This is a genomic window from Verrucomicrobium sp. BvORR106 (genome assembly GCF_000739655.1).
Lineage (GTDB): Bacteria > Verrucomicrobiota > Verrucomicrobiia > Verrucomicrobiales > Verrucomicrobiaceae > Verrucomicrobium.
The window spans coordinates 172,529-190,892 of the sequence record NZ_BATR01000092.1; the positions used below are offsets into that span (position 1 = coordinate 172,529).

An 18,364-nucleotide genomic window follows, 5' to 3' on the forward strand; every position below is an offset into this window, starting at 1 on the left:
ATAAGGTGCGGCATGGCCGCCCCCGAAGACAACGCCCTACAGAAGCGCATGCTCAAACTGGGCATTCGGGAGGAAGATCTAGAGGAGACTTTCATCCGTGGCACCGGAGCGGGTGGGCAGAAAATCAACAAAACCTCCTCCACCGTGGTGCTCACGCATATTCCCACAGGGCTGGAAGTTCGCTGTCAGCGGGAGCGTTCCCAGAGCCTGAATCGACAGGTCGCACGGGAGGAACTCTGCGGCAAGCTGGAGGAGAAGCTGGCCGCCGTGAAGTTGGAAAAGCGGAACGAGGTGGAGAAAAAGAAACGCCAGAACCGCAAGCGCCCCCGGGGGCTGAAGGAGCGGATCTTGAAGACCAAACACCAGCGCAGCGAGGTGAAGAAGCAACGGACCCGGGTTCGGTCGGCGTCCGGCGACTGAAGGAGAGGGGAATTTTTCGTGGTGCCCCAAAAGTTTGTTTGGGAAACTGCGAGCATTCGGGACATGGTGCCGTCAAATCGTTGCAACCTTAGCCCACCTGTGCACTCTTACTCATGCTCGAATATCAACGCCTGTTGAAGAAAGTTTTGGAGCATGGCAGCTTCCGCCAGGATCGCACTGGTGTGGGCGCCTATTCCGTGTTTGGCGAGCAGTCCCGGTATGACTTGAGCGCCGGGTTTCCCGTGCTGACCACCAAGAAGCTGCACCTGCGGTCCATCATTCACGAACTGCTGTGGTTCCTGAAGGGGGACACCAACATCAAGTACCTCCACGAGAACAAGGTTACCATCTGGGATGAGTGGGCGGATGAGGAGGGCAATCTGGGCCCGGTCTATGGGGCGCAGTGGCGCCGCTGGCAGGGGGCAGATGGGCAGGTGCACGACCAGATCGCGGACGTGATCTCCAGCATCAAGAAGAATCCCTACTCCCGCCGTCACATCGTTAGCGCCTGGAATGTGGCCCGCATTGGGGAGATGGCCCTGCCTCCCTGCCATCTGATGTTCCAGTTCTTTGTGGATAACGGTCGTCTGAGCTGCCAGCTCTACCAGCGCAGTGCGGATCTCTTTCTGGGGGTGCCCTTCAACATCGCCTCCTACGCGCTGCTCACCATGATGGTGGCGCAGGTATGTGATCTTCAGCCCGGAGAGTTTGTGCACACTTTTGGTGATCTTCACCTTTATGCCAACCATCTGGATCAGGCCCGCCTGCAGCTTGAGCGCGAGCCGCGGTCCCTGCCCGTGATGAAGATCAATCCTGAGGTGCGGGACATCGATGGCTTCAAGTTCGAGGACTTTACCTTGGAAAACTACGACCCGTGGCCGGCCATCAAGGCCGAGATCGCCGTTTAACGCTACTTCCTGAGCCGACTATTTCCCGCCATGACTTTTATCCGCGCTGTGCTCACCCTCTCCTTCGTCGCCAGCACCTCGCTGGCCTGGTCAGCACCCGCCGGGGAGGCCAGTTGGCCGGAGTTCCGCGGGCCCACTCGACAGGGCAGCTCTGATGCTACCGGCTTGCCGGTGAAATGGTCTGCCACGGAAAACATCGCGTGGAAGGCGGACCTGCCCGGCCGGGCGTGGTCTTCCCCGGTGGTGGGAGATGGGGTGGTGTATCTCACCAACGCCGTCGGAGCCAAGGATTCCACGGATCCGCATGATACCTTCTCGCTTCGGGTGATGGCTCTGAACGCCACCGATGGCAAGGTCATCTGGGATCAAGAGGCCTTTGTCATCAAGGATCCGCACACCTTTGGCATCCACGGGAAGAACAGCTATGCCAGCCCCACCCCTGTGCTGGAGGGCGACCGGATCTATGCTCACTTTGGGCACTTCGGCACCGCCTGTCTGAACACGAAAGGGGAGGTTCAATGGAAGAACCAGCAGGTCACTTACAGTCCGGTGCATGGGGGCGGGGCCTGCCCGGTGCTGGTGGATGATTTGCTCATCTTCCCGGCTGATGCGGCCAGCAATCCTTTTGTGGTCGCTTTGGACAAGCGCACCGGCAAGATGAAGTGGAAGACGGACCGTACGGCGGGTGCTAAGAAGACATTCTCCTTTTCCACCCCTCTGGTCATCGAGGTGAATGGTGAAAAGCAACTCATCACTCCCGGCAGCAACGTGGTGAGCGCCTTGAATCCGAAGGACGGGCGTGAGATCTGGAAAGTCAGCTACGAAGGCTACTCCGTGGTGCCGAGGCCCATCTACGCGCAGGGCCTCGTCTTTCTGAGCACCGGGTACGACAAACCCACTGGTCTGGCCATTCGTCCAGACGGCAAAGGAGATGTCACGGGAACCCACGTGGTCTGGCGCATGGAGAAGGGGGCTCCGCTGACGCCTTCCATGTTGGCAGTGGGAGAGGATCTTTTCTCCGTGGCGGACAATGGCATTGTCTCGTGCTTTGAGGCCAAGACCGGCAAGCTCTTCTGGCAGGAGCGAGTGGCCCGGGCCACCTCGGCTTCTCCGTTGTACGCGGATGGCAAGATCTACATTCAGGATGAGCTGGGCAATGGCTACGTGATCAAAGCCAGCCGCCAGCTGGAGCTGCTTTCCACCAATGCACTGGGGCAGAAGTCGCTCGCCTCCTATGCGGTCAATGGTCGTCAGTTCCTCATCCGCACCCAGAATGCTCTTTATTGTGTGGGTACCCCATGAACGCTGATCCACAATCCCCTTTGAGCGAAAAGCGACGCGCCTTCCTGAAGCGGTTCCGGTTGCTGGCGGCCCCCTCCATGATCATGGGCGGCGGTGCCACCTACGGGTACTCGTCTCTCATTGAGCGTCATCGTGTGACGGTGGATCGCCATGACCTGCGTCTGGCACTTGGCAGCCGGGCTCCGGCGAAGTTCCGGGCCGTGAGCCTGACGGATTTCCACTTCGACCCGTTGTTTGAAGAGGAGTACCTCGCGGAGGTGGTGCGCCGGACGAATGCCCTCAAGCCGGACATCATCATGCTGACGGGGGATTACATTTCCGCCACCAGCCACAAGTTCGAGGAGTTTGGCCAGGTGGTCGGTGGGTTCCAGTCCACCTGTGGTGTCTTTGCCTGCCTGGGCAATCATGATCACTGGCACCAGCCGAGTCGCATTCAGAACATCCTGGTGAAACAGGGCATCGACGTGCTGGTGAACCGGCACACGCGGGTGCCCTGTGCCGGGGGCGAGGTGGTGCTGACCGGGCTGCAGAGCGTGTGGGGAGGTCGCCCTAACTGGGCGGTGGCCTCCCAAGGCTTGAAGCCGGACGACCGGACCCTTATGCTGGTGCATGAGCCGGACTATGCCAGTCATCTGGCGGGGGAGAAACAAATCGTCTTTCAGGCCTCCGGCCACACCCACGGAGGGCAGATCCGCCTTCCTGGGATCGGCGCTCTGCGCCTTCCCAGTTGGGGGGTGAAGTTCCAGGCCGGATTCTATGACGTGGACAACATCAAGTTGTATGTGAACCGCGGGATCGGTACGATCCAGTATCATGTGCGTTTCTTGTGCCCGCCTGAGATCGCGTGCTTTGATGTGGTGAACACGGATGTGATTTAGGGGGGGTGGTTCTCTTGCGTGTTATATCATGAACCCGAAGGGTTCGCCATGCGTAGCCATGGGGCGGCCGAGTGGAACGAGGACTACCCATGGAAGGTGGTATTGGGAGTTCTACCGCGGAGCGGTAGGCCGTGCGGGACCAAACGGCGGATGGGGTGCTTCGTGGGATCGGCGTCCGGGGTTCGCAATACGATGGGCCTACCGCTCCGCGGTAGCAGGCCGTCGGACGCATTCCACAGGTGGCCCTCGCTATGCTCGGTCGACCTGTGGCTATTCATGGTGAACCCTCCGGGTTCGGTTTGCCGGGGCGGACACAAGGCTGTGATGCGGTTGACTCATTGAACCCGGAGGGTTCGCCATGCGTAGCCATGGGTCGGCCGAGCATAGCGAGGACTACCTATGGAAGGTGGTATTGGGAGTTCTACCGCGGAGCGGTAGGCCATGCGGGGCCAAACGGCGGATGGGGTGTTTCGCGGGATCGGCGTCCGGGGTTCGCAACGCGATGGGCCTACCGCTCCGCGGTAGCAGGTCGTCGGACGCATTTCCACAGGTAGCCCTCGCTACGCTCGGTCGACCTGTAGCTATTCATGGTGAACCCTCCGGGTTCGGGATTGCCGGGGCGGAGGCCAAGATTCGGATGATTGACTCATGAACCTCCCACCGGTAGCAATGTGGGGGCTGAGTGAGGTGAGAACTACCCATGGTAGAGGGGGGGCAGATCTGCCTCGGACCGGCAACCCATCACGGCTAGAGTGTTTGTGGATGCCGTCTCGGAAACTCGGGCAAGGTGTTCGTGGACGGTGACATGGGGGTTGCGGTTGAGGGGGGCGTTTTTCACGGTTGCTCTGCCACCGGAAGGCGTATCTTTATGGGGCACGTTGCCCGCCCAACACCCATGAGCACTGCTGCGAGCCGCCTGTCAGGTCCTGTCTGGCTGGGCATTGAAACGGGAGCCACGCACACCACGGTGCTTTCAGTCCGGGGAGAGAATGAAGTGGTGGATCGCTTTGATCTCGGGCCGGCCAACATCCGGTTGGCCACTTCTGCGGAGCTCACCCACCTGTTTGAGTCGATTCGTGACCGGCTCACCATGGTTCCTTCTGCCATTGGCGGCGGCTTTGCCGGGTTGCGCAACGAAGATGACCGGAGGCGGGTGGTGAACTTGGTTCAAGGCATCTGGCCGGACACACCGTTTCTGGCCTCTGACGACCTGGAAACGGCGCTAGAGGCTGCAGGCGACTGGCCGGATAGCGCGGAGGCACGCGTGCTCCTGCTGAGTGGCACCGGTTCCTGTGCCTACGGTCGGAACTCCGAAGGACGCGTGGTGAAGGTGGGAGGCAGGGGGCACATCTTGGGTGACCAGGGCAGCGCCTCAGACATAGCGCTGCAAGCGCTCCGTGCCGTGGTGTACCAGCATGACGTCAACGGCCGCTTTCCTGCTCTGGGCGAGGCGATATTGCAGGCCTTGCTGCTGAATCATCCGGATGACTTGATCCCCTGGACCCAGGAGGCTGAGAAACAGGAGATTGCCCGACTGGCGATCACCGTCTTTACAGAGGCGGGCAGAGGGGACGATCTGGCGGCGCAACTCGTGCACGATGCGGCGCAGAAGCTGGCAGACATGGCGGCCCGGTGCACGAACCATCTGGTGCATGCAGATGCCGGGGTTCAGTACATTCTGGCTGGCAGCACCCTCCTTAAACAACCTCGTTTCTCGGGTGAGGTATCGAGCCTGCTTTCCATCCAGCGACCCCATTCAAGCATCAGCCCCCTGGAACGGGAAAGCGTGTGGGGGGCGGTGGCGCTGGCCCGATCCTTGACGCCTGCGTCGCAGGCTGGACAGACCGTGCGCTCCCGAGCGGCCACGCCGTTGCCGGCAGAAGTAGAGGTGGTCGCTCTGTCCTCACTGGCAAAGTCCCCCACTGAGCAGCGCAACCCCGCCTCCACGCATCTGGACACGATGCCATTGTCAGAGGCGGTGCGCCTCATGATCCGGGAGAATGAAGCTTCCTGCACTGCGGTGTTGGAGGTGGCGGAGGATCTGGAGTGGCTGGTGGAGCAAGTGGTGCAGGCCTTCAAGGCTGAGCGACGGCTCTACTATGTGGGTGCGGGCACGAGTGGCCGTCTGGGGGTGCTGGATGCGAGTGAGTGTCCGCCCACGTTTCGGGTGCCACCGGATCAGGTTCAAGGAATCATGGCTGGGGGACGGCGGGCCATTTGGTCCGCCGTGGAGGGGGCGGAGGACAACACGGCGGCGGGTGCCGATGCGGTGCGTTATCGTGGAGTGCGACGAGGCGATGTGGTGCTGGGCATTGCGGCGAGTGGTCGTACCCCGTTCGTCTGGGGGGCTTTGCATGCGGCTCGTCAGCTCGGTGCGGTCACGGCCCTGTTGTGTTTTAATCCCGCGCTAGAGGTGGCTCCGAAGCACGCTCCTGATCGCATTCTGAAAATCAACACGGGGCCGGAGGTGCTCACGGGATCCACGCGGTTGAAGGCGGGCACGGCCACCAAGGTGGTGCTCAATACCCTGACCACGCTGGCCATGGTGCACACTGGCAAAGTGGTGAGCAATCTCATGGTGGACCTGAACGCGAGCAATGTGAAGCTCAAGGATCGTGCGGTACGTCTGGTACAGGAAATTACCGAATGTGAGGCCGGTATGGCGCTGGCGATGCTGGAGTCTGCCGGCTGGCGGGTGAAGGAGGCCGTTCGGCTGGTGCAGGAGCTTCAGGCTTCGGTCGCATGAACCGCAGTTGGTTTGGCTGCACAAAAAAACCGGGCCCCACTGGGGGACCCGGCTTTGGGAAACGAGATGCAAGAGTGTTCCTGCCGCGATTAGGTCTGGGGAGCAGCCGGGGCCGGCTCTGTGGAGGTCGGCGTGGTCGGAATTTGCGTCTGGTTGACCGCTTCCCGTAGTTGTTTCACCCAACCGCCCGCTTTGGGGTGGGTGGGGTTCTCACGGATGATCTTGAGCATGTCGGCCATCGCCAGGATGGGCGTGATCTTGTGCTGGAGGAGGTAGTTGGCCTTGCCCCACTGGAGATCAGGACCTTCTTCCTTGTAGTACTGGGCAAATTCCGTTTCGCTCATGGTCCCCTTGCGGATGGCGAGCTCTGCGTTGATCATTGCATCATACTGGGCCGGAACCTCGGCTGGCTTCTGGTCGAGGTAGAAGGGCAGGATGACGTTCTTGTAGATGCCATTGATGTTGAGAGGAGAGTACTCCCAATCCTGCCGGTTCAGCAGCTGGTCCAGCGTGTAAGCCTGGCTGAAGATGGTGCCTTTCACAGGCTGACGCAACGTCTGCCCCAAACCGCCACCGCCTCCGCCGCCGCGCGGGCCGCCACCGCCTCCTCGAGGACCTCCGGGACCACGGCCCCCAGGATTCTTCTCCTCAATCGCCCCGGAAGCGCTGTGCTTCATGGTGGATTGCACGGCATTGATCGCCTTGGGAACAAACGCCTGCAGAGCGGCGACGGTTGGTCCCATCTTTTCGATGTCCTTGATGTCTTGGGCCTGGATGCTCAGGACAAGATATTCGAGCTGGAGGCGGAGTCCGATGGGGAAATCGGGATCCTTCACCCGGTTTTCCTGGCCATCTTTCCAAGCTTGGAAATCAGTCGCCTTGAGGTCTTTTTTGTCATAGTTCTCCAGCTTGTTGCAGGCAAACCACAGGTCGATCGCCTCCTTGTCGCCGGCCATGGCGCTGCGGAACCGGGTCAAGGCGGCACCGAGGGCGTCTCCGCGGTTCTTGGTGATCTGCCCCTCGATTTGTTCGAGTTGCTTCATGATGCTCGCCGTCTGCTCAGGTGTGAGCGCGGGGGCTTCCTGGGCGGAAGCGGTCGGACAGAGGGCCAGCACCGGAGCGCAGAGCAATGCGGGAGTGAGAAACCGTTTCATGGTGTCGTGCAGGGACATGTTGCCGTAACGTGCGGTCGCGATGAAACTTAGCCGGGGGTGGCAAGTTGCGAAGCTTTTTGGCGGGAACGCAAAGAAACCTCAGGCTGCCAGGAAGATGATGAGGAGTCAAGCCGACGAAGAAATCGTTGTCCAGCCTTCAGAGTGAGGCGGATAAATTCGCCCTGGCTGACGTCCAATGAATGCAAAAACCGGCGGTGGTCCCAGGCGACGATGGTGGCAGTAACCCGGTGGCATATTCTAAAGCCCAAGCGCCACAAGCTGCGGAGCGGTCGAGACAGGCGGGCGAGCCGTTCCTGGAAAAAGTTGGTGTGGAAGGCAATGTGGCGCATCTCGTCCCGGAGAATCTTGTGGCAACAAGTTCTGACCGCATCATCCGTGGTTCTGCGGTAGATCATCCCGTAGTAGGCCTCGGCGATCAGCTCGGCCGTGAGCAGGATCTGGATATTGAACTCCATGCCGAGGAGCGTGCGGAGCTGGCGGAAGACGGTGTTGGTCCAGTGCTTTTGCAACAAGGTGCCGCCGAGATAGATGACGAGCTTTTCGAGCAGCAGGGCGTGACGCTGTTCCTCCGCCACAAACAGTCTCACGGCTAGATCGTATCCCTCCAGAGCGTCGGGTTGGTGACGGAGAGTTCGCCTCACGTAGCGCATCAGTCGAGTACCACCACCGGTCTCGCCGAGCTGGAATACGGCCAGCGATTCCGCCAGGGGCAGGCGCAGGCCATCACGCAGGGGGCTCGCGTCCGGATCAAGCGGAGGCTCTTCAAAGCTCGTGCGATTGCGTTCGAAGTACTGAATCCAGCTGGGAATGTTCATGGTTTTTTTGGGGGAGGGTGTTTTGAGATGGGGGACTTCGGAGGCTGTGGGCTTTAGCGGCCGAGCATGCTTGAGAGGATGCCGGGTTGGGGCAGGTTGGCGGCGATCATCTTGAGATGCTCCACCACGTCGCGAACGGTTTCATCCAGGGTGGATGTGCCTGCCGTAACGCCGACCTCCAAGCCGCGTGAGAACCAGGTGGCGTTGAGCTCTGATGGGTGCTCGATCTGGTGTGCGGTGCAGCCAAACTGCCTTGCGGCTTCCGTGAGCTGGCGGGTGTTGTTGCTGTTGCGGCCGCCCACCACGATGATCACAGTGCACCGGCGGCAGAGATCTTCCAAGGCGCTCTGACGTTGTTTCGTCGGGTGGCAAACGGTGTCCACAAAGCGAACTTCTGATTGAGGATGTTGCTGTTTCAGCGCTTCAACCAAGCGCAGCACCCGGAGCAGGGGTTGGGTGGTCTGGCTGATGACGCCGTAGCGGCGATGATGCGGCAGCTGGTCCAGGTCGCCTTCTTCCAGCACCACCCGGGCTTGAGGGAAATCGCCCACCAGCCCTCTAACTTCCACATGGGTGGATTGACCGATGACGACGGGAAAGTAGCCGCCCTCCACCAAGGTGGCCAGTGCGTCGTGAGCCTTGCGGACGAGTGGGCAGGTGGTGTCTGTGACCTGATGGCCGGTTTGCTTCCAAGCTGAGCGGTCCCGGTCGGACGCCCCGTGGGCGGAGATGATGACCCCCTGGGTGGATGCGCTTCCGAGGCGGTCCAGCTCACCTTGCTGGACGCCGAGGGTGCGCAGATGCGCATCCACCAAGGGATTGTGAACCAGCTGACCCAGCAGGGTGACGGGGCCGCGCTTGGCAGCGTCGTGGGTGGAGCGCAGGGCCTGGCGAACGCCGAAGCACATGCCGTGATGTTTGGCCAAGGTGATATTCATATGGCAGAGGGTGGGGTATTTTACTTTGTGGCGCAAAGTTAGTGGGCAAAAAAACTCACGAGGGACGGGATTGCTTCACGATGGCTTCCAGCACCTTGAGGTAGGCGTTGAAAGCGCTTTTCCCTGCGCCGGAGATCTCGTAGCTGGTGCAGGGGCGTGAGCTGTCCGCAGCGGTGGTCTTAAGTTCGCGGACGTAGCCCTCCTTCGTCAGGGTCCGCAGATGAGAGATGAGGTTGCCGTCGCTCATGCCGAGTTCAGATTTGAGGTCCTGGAATGCCCGTGGGCTGCGGGCAGCGAGCACAGTCATGATGGCGAGCCGCCCTTTTTCATGGATGACGCGGTCGAGCTGGGAGAAGTCGATCATTATTCCGTGGCGGGCGGCGGGCTGAAGCTCAGACGAGCGGGCCGGTGGCGGTGGACGACTTCAGGAAGACGGCCACGGCATAGATGACATGAAACAGACCGAACGTCAGCCCCAGAAATGCGGAAGCGACCGCGCCATTCCAGATGGCCAGGCCCGGGCCGCCGAACGCGAACCAGAGAACGGTAAGAACCTGCCCCGTGATAAGAAAGGCCCGGGCCAGATGGATGATGGAGCGCGGGGCAAAGCTGACGGTGCCCTGAAGGGCGAGCCCGTAGCAGAGAATCCAAACTAGCGCCGCCAGCTCGATCTGCCTGACATACACGATAAGACAGATGCCAAGAACGCCTCCCGTCAGAAGAGGAGGCACGACAGCCCGCAGAGCCATCTTCAATCCATCGGTGACGACCGGTTCGCCCTTGTCGCTGGATTCCCGCATCAGAAGAAACAGGTTGATGACGCTGGCCAGGACGAGAAGCGCCAGCCACACCACGAGAAAGCGGGTGCCACGAAAACCGGGATCCCCGCCGGTAACCGCTTCCCGCAGGTACTCTTGCCAGATGCCATAGCCGCTGACCAGGAGGGCGAGAGTGCCACCAACCAAGGCAGCGGGGGCGGAGACGGCCCGGTAGATGTGGGAGCGCTCCATCAGGGTCCGGATGATCCGGAGATGTTCCAAGGCGGTGTCATGGGGAGACGCGGAGGCCATGGGTTCACTTTGTATCACAAAGTGTGATGGGGGTGCAAACGGATTTTGGTATTTTCCATTCTGGCGAAACTCAGTCGCCCAGGCGTCTAGCGTGCCAGATCCGTGGAAACCCGGCAACACTGTGCCTCCCGTGAAGGGGTAGGCGCTGGGCGGGAAGCGCCTGCCTGATGTGTTTGATTGCGATGATGGTCTACCGCTCCGCAGTGGAGTTTCTGACCTACGTGTTCCATGGGTTTCACTCGCTACGCTCGTTGCACCACATGGCTATTCATGGTGAACCCCTCCGGGTTCGAATCCATGAGGGGAGCTTATCAGAGCGAGGAATACGGAGGGTGAAAACAAGCAGAGGACGGCTGCTCAATACCCACCTGCGCCGAGCACGCCGGCGGTGGGGATGGGAGCGACGCCAGCCCGTTCGGACTTCTCGCGGCGGCGGTACTCGTCCAGCATCGCCTTGGTGGCGGAGGCTCCGCAGCGGGTCGCTCCGAGGTCGCGCACTTTGATGAGTGCATCCAGGTCGCGAACGCCACCGGCTGCTTTCACCTGGACCTTGTCGGAGACGCTCGCGCGCATCAGTTCCAGGTCGTGCTCGGTAGCTCCGCAATAGTTGTATCCACCGCCGGGTTGTTTTACGAACCCGAAGCCTGAGGAGGTCTTCACCCAGTCGGCCCCGGCGTTTTCTGAGAGCTGGCAGAGCTTGGTGATCAACTGATCTCTGGAGAGCCCGGCTCCGCCTGTGCGAAGGTAGTCAGTTTCCAGAATGACTTTTACTTTGGCACCGTGCTGATGGGCCGTGTCACAGATGGTGCGGATTTCCTGCTCCACCTCATCCCAGGCACCGCCAATCGCCTTGCCGGGGTTGATGACCATGTCGATCTCTACAGCACCGTCACGGCAGGCGAGCTCCGTCTCATAGCGCTTGGCCTCAGTTTGGCTGTTGCCATGGGGAAACCCGACGACCGTACCCACCTTCACCGCAGTCCCCGCCAGCCAGGTGGCGGCCTGTTTCACGGCGTGAGGTTTGATGCAGACGGAAGCCACCTGATACTCTGCGGCGAGCTTGCAACCCGCCTCCAGCTCTGCGTCTGTGAGCGTCGGATGGAGCAGGGAGTGATCGATCATCCCGGCGAGATCTTCGTAGCAGTACTTCATGGCAAAAAGTGTTGGAGGCTGCGGACAAACTTGGGGGCCAGGGCGGAGCGGGGCGATACCTAGGGTGGCAATAGGTGGGGGTCAAGGTGGTTTCGTGAGGGAGTCGTACAACCCACAAAAGGGGGGGAGGCCCCAGAGCCGCTGCTTTGCGGTTGTCAAACGGAGCGGCGCGGCTATAGCATCGCGCCCCATTCCGCCAGACAGCAGTTTTTCTCCCACATGGTCATTCGTAAAAAAGCACACGCGCGTGCCGGCTTGGTCGGCAATCCCTCCGACGGATATTTTGGGAAGACCATCTCCTTTGTGATCCGGAACTACGAGGCGGAAATTGTCTTGTTTGAGACGCCGGAACTGACGATTGAACCGAGCGAGCGGGACCACTCGGTGTTTCCCAGCATTGGTCAGCTGGCACGGGACGTGGCCCAGTTTGGATACTACGGTGGCATTCGCCTGCTGAAGGCGACGGTGAAGCGGTTCCACGACTACTGCACGAAGGAAGGGATCGCCCTGCATGACCGCAACTTCACCCTGCGCTACCGGAGCAACATCCCGCCGCAGGTGGGCATGGCGGGGAGCAGTGCCATCATCTGCGCCTGCTTGCGTGCCCTGATGGAGTTTTACGAGGTGGAGGACCAGATCCCGAAGCACATCCAGCCCAATTTGGTGCTGAGTGTGGAGAATGATGAACTGGGGATCCCCGCCGGGCTTCAGGATCGCGTGATCCAGGTCTATGAGGGGGTGGTCTTCATGGACTTCAACCGCGGCCACATGGAAACGTCCGGACACGGCATCTACGAGGAGCTGGATCCCGCCCTCCTGCCCAATGTGTATGTGGCCTATACGAAGCGCCTGAGTGAAGGCACGGAGGTGTTCCACAACGACATCCGCAGCCGCTGGAACCGGGGGGAGCGTGACGTCGTGTCTGCCATGTACCAGTGGGCAAATCTGGCGGAGCGTGTGAAGGAGATGCTGCTCGCCGGAAGGGGGCGCGAGATCGGACCGCTCCTCAATGAGAACTTCGACCTGCGCCGCCGGCTTTACAAGATCAGCCCGGGAAACCTGGAGATGGTGGACATTGCCCGCGATGTGGGGGCCAGTGCCAAGTTCACCGGCAGCGGCGGGGCGATCGTGGGTACCTATGAAGACGATGCCATGTTTGGCACGCTGGTGGAGGCCTTCCGCAACCGGGATATCGAGGTGATCAGGCCGCAAATCCTCCCCTGATCCCAGAACCCTTCACTTCACGCCCGACAGACTTCGATTCAACATGATTGCCAAAGTTCGCAAAGCCGTGATCCCGGCCGCTGGGTTCGGAACCCGTTTCCTTCCCATCTCCAAAGCGGTGCCCAAGGAGATGCTGCCTGTGGTGGACAAGCCGGTCATTCAGTACGTGGTGGAGGAAGCCGTGGCCAGCGGCATCACCGACATCCTGCTGATCATCAGCCGCGGCAAGCGGTCCATTGAGGAGCACTTCATCGCGAATCCGGAACTGGAAACCGATCTGGAGGCAAAGGGCCGCCATGAGACGCTTGCTGAACTGCGTCACCTGCAGTCCCTGGCCAGAATTCACTACGTGTTTCAGCCCAAGATGGGTGGTCTGGGGGATGCCGTGCGCTGCGCTCGCGAGCACGTGGGGGATGAGCCCTTTGCCGTGCTGTTGGGGGACGCGCTGGTCTCACCCACAGATGGCGCCAAGCCGGTGCTGCGCCAGTTGCTGGATGTGCATGAGCGCCATGGTGGCTCCACGGTGGCCCTCGAAGAAGTCCCTGCGGAGAAAGTGAGCCGATATGGCATTCTGGGCGGGGCAGAAGTCGAGCCCGGCGTCTTCAAGGCGGATAAGTTTGTGGAGAAGCCCAGTGTGGCTGAGGCTCCCTCGCGTCTGGCGGTGTCTGCGCGTTACATCCTGTCCCCCTCGATCTTTGCCCAACTGGATCAAACCCCGACTGGGAAAGGTGGGGAACTCCAGCTGACTGACGCCATGGCGGCGCTGATGCAGCGGGAGGCTCTCTATGGCGTGCGCTATCAAGGCCGGCGTCATGACATCGGCAACAAACTCGATTTTGTGAAGGCCAATCTCTGGTGGGGGCTCCAGCGGGAAGACATGCGCGACGAGCTGAAACGGTACCTGGCTGGCTTGCTCGAACAATAGGGAGAGGGCGGCCTTTCGCCGCACCCCTTTTCACTTGCGGCTGACTGTCGTGCTGGCCAACATGCGCGCCACATGAGTGATCGCATCAAAGTTGGAGTCGCCGGAGTCGGCGCCATGGGAAAGAACCATGCCCGAGTGCTGGCGAGCCTGCCGAACGCGCATTTGACTGCGATCTTTGATCTGGACCGGGCTCGTGCTGAGGAGCTGGCTGCCCTCTATGGTGCCAAGGCGGTGACGACTCTGGAGGATCTGGCCGCTGAGGTGGATGCGGCCGCGGTGGCGGTGCCGACGATCGCCCACCGCCAGGTGGCTGGCTTCCTGCTGGAACAGGGGAAGCACGTCCTGGTGGAGAAGCCGCTGAGTGAGTCCCTCACCGAGGCGCAGGAACTGGTGGCACTGGCTGATGCGAAGGGCCTGGTGCTGCAGGTGGGGCACATCGAACGTTTTAACCCGGTCATGAAGCAGCTGGAGAGCCGGATGCAACAGCCGCGCTTCATTGAGGCGACCCGGCTTTCCCCCTTCCCCAACCGCAGCATGGACATCGGCGTGGTGCTGGATGTGATGATCCATGACCTGGAGATCATCCTGCACCTCGTGCGCTCTCCGGTGGTGAGTGTGGATGCGGTGGGGGTGCCGGTGCTGACCCGGCGCGAGGACATCGCCAACGCACGGTTGCGCTTCGCCAACGGCTGTGTGGCGAACGTTACCTCCAGTCGCGTGAGCGACAAGAAGATGCGCAAGATTCAGGTCTTCCACGGGGAAGGCTACATCTCGCTCGACTATCAAGAGCAGTCCGGACACATGTATCGCCGTGACGGAATGAGCATCGCCCGTGAAGATGTGCCGGTGGAAAAGGATGAGCCCCTCAAGCTGGAGCTGGCCGCCTTTGTGGACTGCGCCCGGAAGGGGGCAACGCCGTTGGTGAGCGGTCAGCAAGGGACGGAGGCGTTGAAGCTGGCGATCCTGATCACGGAGGCCATTGAGAAGAACGCACCGGTCCAGCTGCCATTGTCATGAGGAAGCTGTTTCTCCTGGCGGGCGAGATCAGCGGGGATACGCACGGCTCCGGGCTGATGCGCAGTCTCCTCGAACTCGCGGGCGGGGAAGAGGTGCGGTTTTATGGCTATGGCGGCCCCCTGATGAAGGAGGTGGGCGGTGAAGCCATGCTCGACTGGGTGGAGGACGCCGGGGTGGTGGGCCTCTGGGAGGTCCTCAAGGTTTATGGCTGGTTCAAACAGAAGATGGCCGACGCCCTGGCCATCGTGGCCAGTGAGAAGCCAGACGCGGTGATCCTGGTGGACTACCCCGGGTTTAACCTGCGGCTGGCAAAGTCTCTGCGCGAGGCTGGCTATGACCGCCCCATCATCTACTACATCAGCCCGCAGGTGTGGGCCTGGAAGAAGGGCCGCGTGAAGACGATGGCGCAGCTGCTGGATCTGATGATCTGCATCTTCCCCTTCGAGAAGGAGCTCTATGAAAAGAGCGGTCTCAAGACGGAGTTTGCCGGACACCCCATGGTGGACCGCGTCAAGTCGCTGACCAAAAACATCTCGCGGCAGCCGGATCTCGTAGGGTTCTTTCCTGGAAGCCGTGCCAATGAGGTGCGGCGGCTTTTTCCGACGCTCATCGAAACGGCCCGCCTTTTGCAGTCCAAGCGGCCCGGGGCGCGGTTCGTGGTGAGTGCGGCCAATGCTCGGCTGGCAGGCCTCATGGAGGAGCTGGCGGATGCGGCAGGTTTCCCTGAAGCGAAGGGATGGATCGAGATCGGCACGGTGTATGACCTCATGCAGCAGGTTCAGGTGGGGGTGGTGGCCAGCGGCACTGCCACCCTGGAGTCTGCCTGTTTCGGCATGCCTTACATCCTGGTGTACCAAGTCAATCCGCTGACCTACGTCGTGGGCAGGGCGGTGATGCGTATCAAGTTCCTGGGGATCGTGAACATCTTGGCGGGACGCCAGGTGGTGCAGGAGATGGTCCAGGGCGATTTCCGACCGGAGCCCCTGGCGTCCGGCGTGCTGGAACTCATGGACGAGGGGGCTGCCCGGAGCCGGCTGCTCCAGGATCTACGCGAAACCGTGGACAGACTGGGGGAGGGTGGTGCTTACCAAAGGGCAGCGAAGGCCGTATGGGAGCAGGTGGCGCATGCCAAAGTTGAAGCGTAAGATAAGAGCGTCCGCAGTGAGCCTCAGCGACCATGAATCAGCAAGAACCAGATCCCGCCTCTCAGATCACTCCTTCCGGCCGCATTGTGCGCCTCTTTGTCGGCGGCTTGCCCTGGGGGCTGGTGTTGATGGGGGCCTTGTCGTTTGTCTTTTACTTCAACAAGAAGAACAAGCCTGACGTACAGCCCTCACAGTTTGCGGCCATTCTCCGGCGTGAGTTGAACACGTCCGATTTTGAGAGGTATCAACGCATCCTGGGCCGGGATCTCGGGGAGCGCTCGCTTCGTCATGTCGAGAACTTGGACGCGGCAGCGGCCTTCATGGAGTCCACCATGGGGCCGGACAACATGGGGCACGGCGTCATCCGGCAGGAGTTCACCGCAGGTGACAAGGCTCTGGAAAACATCATGGTTCCCCTGATGGGCAAGGCCAAGGCGGATGAGGCCGTACTGGTGCTGGCTCCGCTGGACACCACCGAAGCCAACGCACCGGATGAAGCGGCCCCACCCGCCGCCCTGCTGGGCATTGCCCACAGTTTTGCCGGAGATCCTCAGCCACGCACCATCGTGTTTCTGGCTGCCCCCAACGGCCTTGCCCCCCGTGATGACGCCAACGGCTGCTGGCAGGCCGCGCAGCACGTGCTGATCAACGACCTGAAATTCACGCGCATCCTAGCGCTGAACTCAGGCGGGGTGCCGGAGCCGTTCCGCCTCCCGGAGATCTGGAAGGACGTGCCCTATACGAAGCTCACAGTGACGACGAAAACCACCCTCGCAGAGCTGAAGGAGATGGCCGCCGACATCCGGAAGGCGGCCCAGTAGCAGGAGAAGAAAGGACGCGGAGGAGTTCGTGGAACTTACTCCCGCCCGGGCCAGACCGGCTTGCGGTTCTCCAGGCAGCTGTTGAGCCAGGCCAGCATGCCGGCGAGGCTTTCATGCTTCTTCTTCAAGGCTGCGAGGTGCAGCCAGTCCAGATGCGGGCGGGAGGTGCCCACGGACAGGCGCTGAAACTTGAGCAGGGTCTGGAGGGACTCGAACTCTGATGCCGTCATCCGGCGGATCTCATCCGGACCGGGCAGTTCGTCCAGCAGGGTGAGGTCGAGGCCAAAGCTGGTGACGCCCACGCCATACTGGTGGCCCAGCACGCGCAGGCTCTCCACGAGGGCTTCATCACTCACTTTGTCTGCGATCCAGATCTCACCGTGGTTGGCCCAGCGGGTGGCGCTCATGGCCTGGAAGAAGTCTGCATTGCAGGTGGCGAGCGTGGCCTCCAGTTTCAACTGCACGGCAGAGAGGCGCACTGTGGAGACCCCGAGGTGCCGCTTGAGGCTGAGCATCGTCTCATCCAGGCGGGGCGTGTCGTCATTGTCCGTTTCGAAGTCCCAGTCTGTCACGACCACATCCGGCAGCTCCCAGTTGTTTCCCGGAGGCTCGGTGAGCAGATAGGGGTAGCGGGCTCCGTTGACGCAGTGCCTTTCCACGATGGCGCGGAAGCGGGCAAAGCGCATGCTTTGCAGATCCTGGACGTCATCAATCTGACTGAACATTCCCAGGTGAGGCGCTCCGGAGCGGGTCTCCGTTTTGCCGAGTCGCATGTAGTATCCCTGCCCCTGGTCCACCTTGGCGATCGGCGAGGCCGGATCATACGAAAGGATGGAAAAATGGTAGCGCAGCGTGGCATCGCTGTACTCATCCCCCAGGCGGAACCGCACAAGACGGATCAACTCGGTGCCTTTGATGGCCTCCGCGGGATCTGAAGGAAGGATTTGCGGCAGGATCTCCCGCAGCTGTTCACGTAGGCTCATGGATTGGAACAAACTCTTGCCGAGGATGCTGACTGCGGGTGTTGAGTCAAGAGGGAATCCAACGATGCAGTCAATCAACTCCCGCTGGCACGGGGAGTATCGGCATTGCAACTAACGCTGTGATGAAGGAGGTTATCGCTCCTCAGCATCAATTTTTACCATCCGGCTCAGGAGCCAGCTCACTCCCACCATGTCCTTGGTGGCGCGCCAGGCGCGGTTGGCAAAGGTGTACTTGCTCACCCCGTGAATGCGGGGACGGTGATTGACGGGCACCTCGGTGATCTTAAAACCTGAGTGCCGGATGAGCGCGGGGATGAAGCGGTGCATGCCATTGAAAGGCAGCAGCGCGCTGCGGCACTCACGGCGCATGGCTTTGAGCGAGCATCCGGTGTCACGCACGCCGTCACCGATGAAACGGCTGCGCACGGCATTGGCGATGCGGCTCTGGAGGCGCTTGAAGGCGGTGTCTTTCCGTTTGGCCCGGTAGCCGCAGACGAGGTCGTAGCTGCCCTCGTGGAGTTTGCTCACCAGAGCGGGGATGTCTGCCGGATCGTTTTGGAGGTCGCCATCAATGAGGACAATCACATCGCCGCGTGCGGCCATGATCCCGGCATACATGGCAGCGCTCTGGCCTGAATTCTTGCGGAAGCAGATGAGGCGAACCTGAGCAGACTTCTTCACATGCGCGGATGTCGCGTCGGTGCTCCCATCGTCCACAAAGACGAGTTCGTGAGAATGGCCTGCCAGAGCCTGAGTAAGTTGTTGCTGAAGTTCGGCGACGTTCTCCTCCTCGTTGTAGAGAGGGACGACGACGGAAATCTGCGGCTGGGTGTCTGGCATGGGCG

18 protein-coding genes are annotated in these 18,364 nt (G+C 61.1%); 10 read left to right on the forward strand and 8 right to left on the reverse strand.

Annotation, left to right across the window (positions count from 1 at the left end; translation table 11 throughout):
• The first annotated feature begins 12 nt into the window (after positions 1–12).
• The 5 genes from BV106_RS14585 (at position 13) to murQ (ending at position 6,254) form a co-directional block, all read left to right on the forward strand.
• Complete coding sequence (locus BV106_RS14585; protein ID WP_038165792.1) at positions 13–420, forward strand: peptide chain release factor-like protein; 408 nt, start codon at positions 13–15, stop codon at positions 418–420.
• Positions 421–533: 113 nt separating this feature from the next.
• On the forward strand, positions 534–1,328 hold the full coding sequence (locus BV106_RS14590; RefSeq protein ID WP_038165793.1) for a thymidylate synthase: 795 nt from the start codon (positions 534–536) through the stop codon (positions 1,326–1,328).
• Between the two features lie 30 nt (positions 1,329–1,358).
• Positions 1,359–2,630, forward strand: a complete 1,272-nt coding sequence (locus tag BV106_RS14595) for a PQQ-binding-like beta-propeller repeat protein (RefSeq protein ID WP_038165794.1) — start codon at positions 1,359–1,361, stop codon at positions 2,628–2,630.
• Positions 2,627–3,508, forward strand: coding sequence for a metallophosphoesterase (locus BV106_RS14600; RefSeq protein WP_038165797.1), 882 nt, complete (start codon positions 2,627–2,629; stop codon positions 3,506–3,508). The genes BV106_RS14595 and BV106_RS14600 overlap by 4 nt, the downstream gene beginning before the upstream one ends.
• 895 nt (positions 3,509–4,403) lie before the next feature.
• The gene (gene murQ / locus BV106_RS37330) at positions 4,404–6,254 is read left to right on the forward strand and encodes an N-acetylmuramic acid 6-phosphate etherase (protein ID WP_265595685.1); all 1,851 of its coding nucleotides are present in this window, start codon (positions 4,404–4,406) and stop codon (positions 6,252–6,254) included.
• 89 nt (positions 6,255–6,343) lie between these two features.
• On the opposite strand, the gene BV106_RS38505 is transcribed toward murQ, so the two are convergent.
• The 6 genes from BV106_RS38505 to deoC all read right to left on the reverse strand — a co-directional run bounded on the left by BV106_RS38505 (position 6,344) and on the right by deoC (position 11,404).
• Positions 6,344–7,408, reverse strand: coding sequence for a hypothetical protein (locus BV106_RS38505; RefSeq protein WP_265595686.1), 1,065 nt, complete (start codon positions 7,406–7,408; stop codon positions 6,344–6,346).
• A 47-nt stretch (positions 7,409–7,455) separates the two neighbouring features.
• Entirely contained in the window at positions 7,456–8,244 is a 789-nt protein-coding gene (locus tag BV106_RS35605) for a ferritin-like domain-containing protein (RefSeq protein ID WP_051945839.1), read from the reverse strand.
• A gap of 53 nt (positions 8,245–8,297) precedes the next feature.
• Positions 8,298–9,182, reverse strand: coding sequence for a 4-hydroxy-3-methylbut-2-enyl diphosphate reductase (ispH, locus tag BV106_RS14620; RefSeq protein ID WP_038165801.1), 885 nt, complete (start codon positions 9,180–9,182; stop codon positions 8,298–8,300).
• Between the two features lie 55 nt (positions 9,183–9,237).
• On the reverse strand, positions 9,238–9,546 hold the full coding sequence (locus BV106_RS14625; RefSeq protein ID WP_038165803.1) for a transcriptional regulator: 309 nt from the start codon (positions 9,544–9,546) through the stop codon (positions 9,238–9,240).
• Between the two features lie 28 nt (positions 9,547–9,574).
• The gene (locus BV106_RS14630; protein ID WP_038165806.1) at positions 9,575–10,252 is read right to left on the reverse strand and encodes a hypothetical protein; all 678 of its coding nucleotides are present in this window, start codon (positions 10,250–10,252) and stop codon (positions 9,575–9,577) included.
• A gap of 357 nt (positions 10,253–10,609) precedes the next feature.
• Positions 10,610–11,404: a deoxyribose-phosphate aldolase gene (gene deoC / locus BV106_RS14635; protein ID WP_038165808.1), complete on the reverse strand. Its 795-nt coding sequence runs from the start codon at positions 11,402–11,404 to the stop codon at positions 10,610–10,612.
• 219 nt (positions 11,405–11,623) lie between these two features.
• Here deoC and BV106_RS14640 point away from each other — a divergent pair, with 219 nt between their 5' ends.
• The 5 genes from BV106_RS14640 (at position 11,624) to BV106_RS14660 (ending at position 16,536) form a co-directional block, all read left to right on the forward strand.
• A complete protein-coding gene (locus BV106_RS14640; RefSeq protein ID WP_038165811.1) occupies positions 11,624–12,628 on the forward strand; it encodes a GHMP kinase in 1,005 nt (334 codons plus the stop codon).
• Between the two features lie 43 nt (positions 12,629–12,671).
• Positions 12,672–13,553, forward strand: a complete 882-nt coding sequence (galU, locus tag BV106_RS14645) for a UTP--glucose-1-phosphate uridylyltransferase GalU (RefSeq protein WP_038165813.1) — start codon at positions 12,672–12,674, stop codon at positions 13,551–13,553.
• 72 nt (positions 13,554–13,625) lie between these two features.
• On the forward strand, positions 13,626–14,570 hold the full coding sequence (locus tag BV106_RS14650) for a Gfo/Idh/MocA family oxidoreductase (RefSeq protein WP_038165815.1): 945 nt from the start codon (positions 13,626–13,628) through the stop codon (positions 14,568–14,570).
• A complete protein-coding gene (gene lpxB / locus BV106_RS14655) occupies positions 14,567–15,715 on the forward strand; it encodes a lipid-A-disaccharide synthase (protein WP_038165818.1) in 1,149 nt (382 codons plus the stop codon). Before BV106_RS14650 ends, lpxB begins: the two co-directional genes overlap by 4 nt.
• Before the next feature lie 32 nt (positions 15,716–15,747).
• Positions 15,748–16,536, forward strand: coding sequence for a hypothetical protein (locus BV106_RS14660; RefSeq protein WP_038165820.1), 789 nt, complete (start codon positions 15,748–15,750; stop codon positions 16,534–16,536).
• Positions 16,537–16,571: 35 nt separating this feature from the next.
• Here the strand turns inward: BV106_RS14660 and BV106_RS14665 are convergent, their stop codons facing one another.
• Positions 16,572–17,519: a hypothetical protein gene (locus BV106_RS14665; RefSeq protein WP_038165822.1), complete on the reverse strand. Its 948-nt coding sequence runs from the start codon at positions 17,517–17,519 to the stop codon at positions 16,572–16,574.
• A 132-nt stretch (positions 17,520–17,651) separates the two neighbouring features.
• Positions 17,652–18,359 carry a glycosyltransferase family 2 protein gene (locus BV106_RS14670; RefSeq protein WP_038165824.1) on the reverse strand — a complete coding sequence of 236 codons (708 nt, stop codon included), beginning with the start codon at positions 18,357–18,359 and terminating at the stop codon, positions 17,652–17,654.
• Between the last annotated feature and the right edge of the window lie 5 nt (positions 18,360–18,364).